Source organism: Streptomyces europaeiscabiei (genome assembly GCF_001550375.1).
In the GTDB taxonomy this organism is placed as follows: domain Bacteria; phylum Actinomycetota; class Actinomycetes; order Streptomycetales; family Streptomycetaceae; genus Streptomyces; species Streptomyces europaeiscabiei.
Map to the genome: position 1 here is coordinate 1 of NZ_LRTR01000739.1, position 4,898 is coordinate 4,898.

Genomic DNA, 4,898 nt, shown 5'->3' on the forward strand with positions numbered 1-4,898 from the left:
GCTCCGCTGCCGCCGCCGCGTCGCCGCAGCTCCGCGGCGAGGGTCAGCACCAGGCGGGCGCCCGTCATGCCGACCGGGTGGCCGAGGGCGATGGCGCCGCCGTTGACGTTTACCTTCGCCAAGGGAATGTCCAGGTCCCGTACGGAGGCGAGGGCCACTCCGGCGAACGCCTCGTTGATCTCGAACAGATCCAGGTCGGCGGCCTTGAGACGGCCGTCCCGGGACAGGGCGTCGCGGACCGCCCCGGCCGGCTGGACCAGCAGGGAGGGGTCGGGGCCCGCGACCGTGCCGTAGGCGCCGATCCCGGCGAGCGGGGTCAAGCCCTCCCGCCGGGCGCGCTCCGCGCTCATCACGACGACGGCCGCGCCGCCATCGGAGAGCTGTGAGGAGTTGCCCGCGGTGATGGTGCCCCAGCCGGAGAACGCGGGTCGCAGGTGCCCCAGGCTCTCGGCGGTGCTGCCCGGCCGTACGCCCTCGTCGGTGTCGACCACCGTCTCCCCGTGCCGTCCCGGCACCGTGAACGGGGCGATCTCGTCGGCCGGCGCGCCGGACTCCTGGGCGCGGGCGGCCCGTTGGTGCGAGAGCGCGCTGTACTCGTCCTGCTCCTCGCGGGTGAGCCCGAACGGCTCCTGGTACCGCTCGGTGGCCGCGCCCATGGAGACGTCGTCGAAGGCGCAGACGAGGGCGTCGCGGTCGAGAGCATCCTCGACGGCGGCGGAACCGTACCTCCAGCCGGTGCGTGCCCCGCGCAGGAGGTGCGGGGCGCCCGACATGGACTCCATGCCGCCCGCGACGACCACCTCGTGCCGGCCGGACGCGATCATGAGGTCGGCCAGGGCGATCGCGTGCAGACCCGACAGGCAGAGCTTGTTGACGGTGCTCGCGGGGACGGAGAGCGGGATGCCGGCGCGGATCGCGGCCTGCCGTGCCGGATTGGGGCCCGCCCCGGCCTGCACGACATGGCCCATGACGACGGCTTCCACGGCGGCCGGGTCCAGGTGCGCGGCGGCCAGCGCCGCGCCGATGGCATGGGCGCCGAGGTCGACGGCGCACACGGTGCTCAGGGCGCCCATCAGTTTGCCGATGGGCGTTCTTGCTCCGGCGACGATGACGGATCCGGGCATGGCCGGGACCTCCTGCGGGGGATGGGGCGGGGCGGCCCGGGGACGAAGGGGAGTGGGTCAGGCGACCGCGTCGACGGCGCGCTCGGCGATCATGTGGGCCGTCTCGTTCACCGAGTGCAGGACGGTCCGGCCGCCCGGCAGCCGCCGCACCCTGCTGACCGAGGTGTACCCGGGGTGGAACCAGAACATCGTGGGCAGGCCGAGCACGGTCGCCAGATAGGTGTTGGTGATGCCGCCGTGGCACACCACCGCGACCCGCCCGCCGCGGTGGGCGTCGAAAACGGTGTCCATGCCCCGTACGGCACGGGCGCGGAAGGCGTCCCAGTCCAGATCGGGCACGAAGTCCTCGTACCGGCCCTCGGCCAGTGCCGCGGCCCGGGGATCGTCCGCGTTGATCTGCTCCGGTGGCGTGTAGGGGTGCGAGACGTCCGTGTCCCACTCGCGCAGGTCGTCCAGCACGGCCGCGGTCATGCCGGTACGCCGTTCCAGGGGGGCCACCGTCTCGCGGGCGCGCCGGAACGGGCTGGTGTACAGGGCGTCGACGTCCTCGTGCGCGAGCCAGGCGGCGAGACGCTCCGCCTGGGCGGTGCCCTCCGGCGACAGCCCCGGGTCGTACACGCCCGCCAGGGGGAGGCCGTGCCGGATGAGGAGGAGTTCGGTCATGGAGAGTCCTTCGTGCGAGGGGCAGGAGGTTGTCGCCGGTCGGCTGTCAGGAGGCGTCGGTCGCCCGGGTCAGCCCGCGATGGTCCGCTCGGAGTGCCAGTAGGGGCGGCGCATCGCGCGTTTGTCGAGCTTGTCCATCGCGTTGCGCAGGAGTTCGGGGACGAACTCGTAGGACTTCGGGCACTTGTAGGCGGCCAGCCGGTCCCGGCAGAACCGGTCGAGTTCCTCGGCCGGCGTGCCGTCCCCGGCCGCCACGACCAGCGCCCGCAGCGACTCGCCGAAGTCCGGGTCGGGCACGCCGATGACCGCGACCTCGGCGACCGCCGGGTGCTGGCGCAGTACCGCCTCGCTCTCGGCCGGGTAGAGGTTGACACCGCCGGAGACCACGACGTCCGCGGCCCGGTCGGTGATGAAGATGTAGCCGTCGGCGTCGACGTATCCGATGTCGCCGAGGGTGAAGACGTCCGGCGCGAGGTAGGCGGACTTCGTCTTGTCCGGGTCCGCGTGGTAGCGCACGCCCCGGTCCTCGGGCGCCCGGAACGCCAGCAGTCCCTGTTCGCCGGACGGCAGCGGCCGGCCGTCGTCGTCGGTCACCAGGACCTCGAACGGGGGGTGGGCGCGGCCGACCGAGCCCGGATGGGCCAGCCACTCGGTGCTGCCGATGCGGGCCACGGTGCCCGCCTCGCTCGCCCCGTACGACTCGGTCAGCACCGGGCCGAACCACTCGATCATGGCCCGCTTCACGTCCGGCGGACACGCGGACCCGGTGTGGGAGACCTGCGTGAGGCTGGAGAGGTCGTACCGGGCACGCGTGTCCTGCGGCAGGGCGAGCAGCCGTTGGAAGTGGGTGGGCACCATGACCGTGGAGGTGACCCGCCACTTCGCGACGCGGCTCAGGAAGATCGCCGGGTCGAACCGGCCGAGTACGACCACCGGTTGCCCCGCCGCCAGATGACGCAGGGCCGTCAGGGGCGCGTTGTGCTGCAGCGGGCCGCACACCAGATGCGGGCCGGGCGGGAACCCGGACCGGGCGGAGATCGCGGCCAGATAGGCGGCACTGTCGGCGACCGGACCGCTCACCCAGCGCACCTCGGTGCCGCGCGCCCGGCCGGTCGTGCCCGAGGTGTAGACGAGCGGCGGCCGGGCGGGGCGGTCCGCCGTAACGGTGCGCCCGGCGGGGGCGGCCGCCAGCCACAGATCCCAGTCGAAGGCGTGTCCGATCGCGGGGGTCCCGTGCAGCACCAGCGGCAGGCCCAGTTCCCGGGCCGCGTCCAGAGCGGCGCCGGCGCCCGCGGGTCCGGCGATGATGCCGGTCGCGCCCGCGTCGATGACCTGGTCCACGAGTTCGCCCGACGTCAGATACCGGGACGCGGCCACGGTCCCCACGCCGGCCCGCAGTCCGGCCAGATGGGCCACCAGTGTCGGTATGACGTTGTCGCCGAGCACGACGACCCGGTCGTGCGGGCCGGGCGCGATCTCCAGCAGCCGTCCCGACGCCCGCGCCACCTGGTCCGCGAGCCCGGACCAGGACAGCACGTCCCAGTCGTCCACCAGGGCGGGTTGGTCCGGGGTGTTCCGGACGCGACGGTCGAGCGGCAACAGCGACATGGCTCCTCCGGGCGGCTCATCGGTCCTCTCCCGCAATCCGGGAGAGTCGATGCGGAGACTGTAGCGTTTATCAAGAAAGTGCGGAACACTCTGACGCACACCGAGCCCATCGCCGCAAGGTCGGGCGGATGACTCGGATGCTTCCTGATCTCCGTTACTGCAACTGTCATCTGGTAAGTGACGTTCCAAGGAGGAGCCATGTCCCCGCCCGATCCGGACGCCTGGCGCGCACAGGTCCGACAGTGGCTGGCCACCGTCCTCGACCCGGCGCGAGCGCCGGAGACGACCGGAGACACCGCCGACCTCGCCGTCTTCCACAACCTCCCCGAAGCCGCGGAGCGGCTGCTCCTGGACCACTGTCGCGCCTACCAGCGGGCCCGCTTCGACGCCGGATACCAGGCACTGACGCTGTCGGCGGACCTGGGCGGGGCGGGCCTGACCGCCGCCCATGTGGCGGCCTTCGCCGAGGAGGAGTCGGCCTTCGACGTACCGCCGTCCACCGAACTGATCAGTGTCACCGTGCGTCTGGTCGCCATGGCCGTCTCCCTGTTCGGAACGGCCGAGCAGCGCCGTGACCTCGCCCGCCCGTTCCTGCGCACCGATCTGCTGGCCTGCCAGCTCTTCAGCGAACCCGGCGCCGGCTCCGACCTCGCGGCCGTGCGCACCCGCGCCCGGCAGGAGGACGCGGGCACCGCCATCGCGGCCGAAGCCGGCAGCGGGGGAGACTGGGTGATCGACGGTCAGAAGGTGTGGACCTCGGGGGCGCAGTTCGCCGACTACGGCCTGCTGCTCGCCCGCACCGATCCGGAGGTCGTCAAGCAGGCGGGCATCACCGCCTTCCTGGTCCCGATGGACGCCCCCGGCGTGGAGGTGCGCCCCATCCGCCAGATGAGCGGCGGCGCCTCCTTCAACGAGGTCTTCCTCAGCGGTGTCCGCGTCCCGGACCGGCTCCGGATCGGGCGCCCGGGGCAGGGCTGGGAGGTCGCCACCACCACCCTCGGCTTCGAACGGACCGCCTCTGGCAGCGGCAACCGGCGCAAGGGCGGCACCTTCACCGACGTCCTCGCCCTCGCCCGCTCGCTCGGCCGCACCGATGATCCGCTGGTCCGGCAGCGCCTGGCCGACCTGTACGTCCGCACCGAGCTGCGCGCCGCCACCGTGGACCGCGTTGCCAGAACGAGCGCCTCCGGCGGCCGGCCCGGCCCCGAGGCGTCGCTGACCAAGCTGATGGCCTCCGACCTGCTCACCCGCACCGGACAGGTCGCCGCCGACCTCATGGGCGCCCGGATCTGCGCAGACACGGGGGAGCCGGGCACGTTCGCCTGGACCCAGCATCTGCTCGGCGCCCCCGGCTACCGACTGGCCGGCGGCACCGACCAGATCCAGCGCAACCTCATCGGCGAACGCGTCCTGAGGCTGCCGCCGGAGCCGCGCGCCGACCGGGTGCCGTTCTCGCGGCTCACCGACAACTGAACGACGGCACACCCACCACCCACCACCCAC

At 73.2% G+C, this 4,898-nt stretch carries 4 protein-coding genes; 1 reads left to right on the forward strand and 3 read right to left on the reverse strand.

What is annotated here, in order from left to right; translation table 11 throughout:
* From AWZ10_RS36625 to AWZ10_RS36635, 3 genes are all read right to left on the reverse strand, one after another.
* Nucleotides 1-1,124, reverse strand: a 1,124-nt coding sequence (locus AWZ10_RS36625) for an acetyl-CoA C-acyltransferase (protein WP_060893174.1), incomplete at its 3' end; no start/stop codon positions are given.
* Between the two features lie 57 nt (nucleotides 1,125-1,181).
* Nucleotides 1,182-1,787 carry a histidine phosphatase family protein gene (locus tag AWZ10_RS36630; RefSeq protein WP_046702544.1) on the reverse strand — a complete coding sequence of 202 codons (606 nt, stop codon included), beginning with the start codon at nucleotides 1,785-1,787 and terminating at the stop codon, nucleotides 1,182-1,184.
* Nucleotides 1,788-1,856: 69 nt separating this feature from the next.
* Nucleotides 1,857-3,395, reverse strand: a complete 1,539-nt coding sequence (locus AWZ10_RS36635; RefSeq protein WP_060893175.1) for an AMP-binding protein — start codon at nucleotides 3,393-3,395, stop codon at nucleotides 1,857-1,859.
* Between the two features lie 198 nt (nucleotides 3,396-3,593).
* Between AWZ10_RS36635 and AWZ10_RS36640 the strand changes: the two genes are divergently transcribed.
* Nucleotides 3,594-4,868 carry an acyl-CoA dehydrogenase family protein gene (locus AWZ10_RS36640; RefSeq protein ID WP_046702546.1) on the forward strand — a complete coding sequence of 425 codons (1,275 nt, stop codon included), beginning with the start codon at nucleotides 3,594-3,596 and terminating at the stop codon, nucleotides 4,866-4,868.
* Nucleotides 4,869-4,898 lie beyond the last annotated feature (30 nt).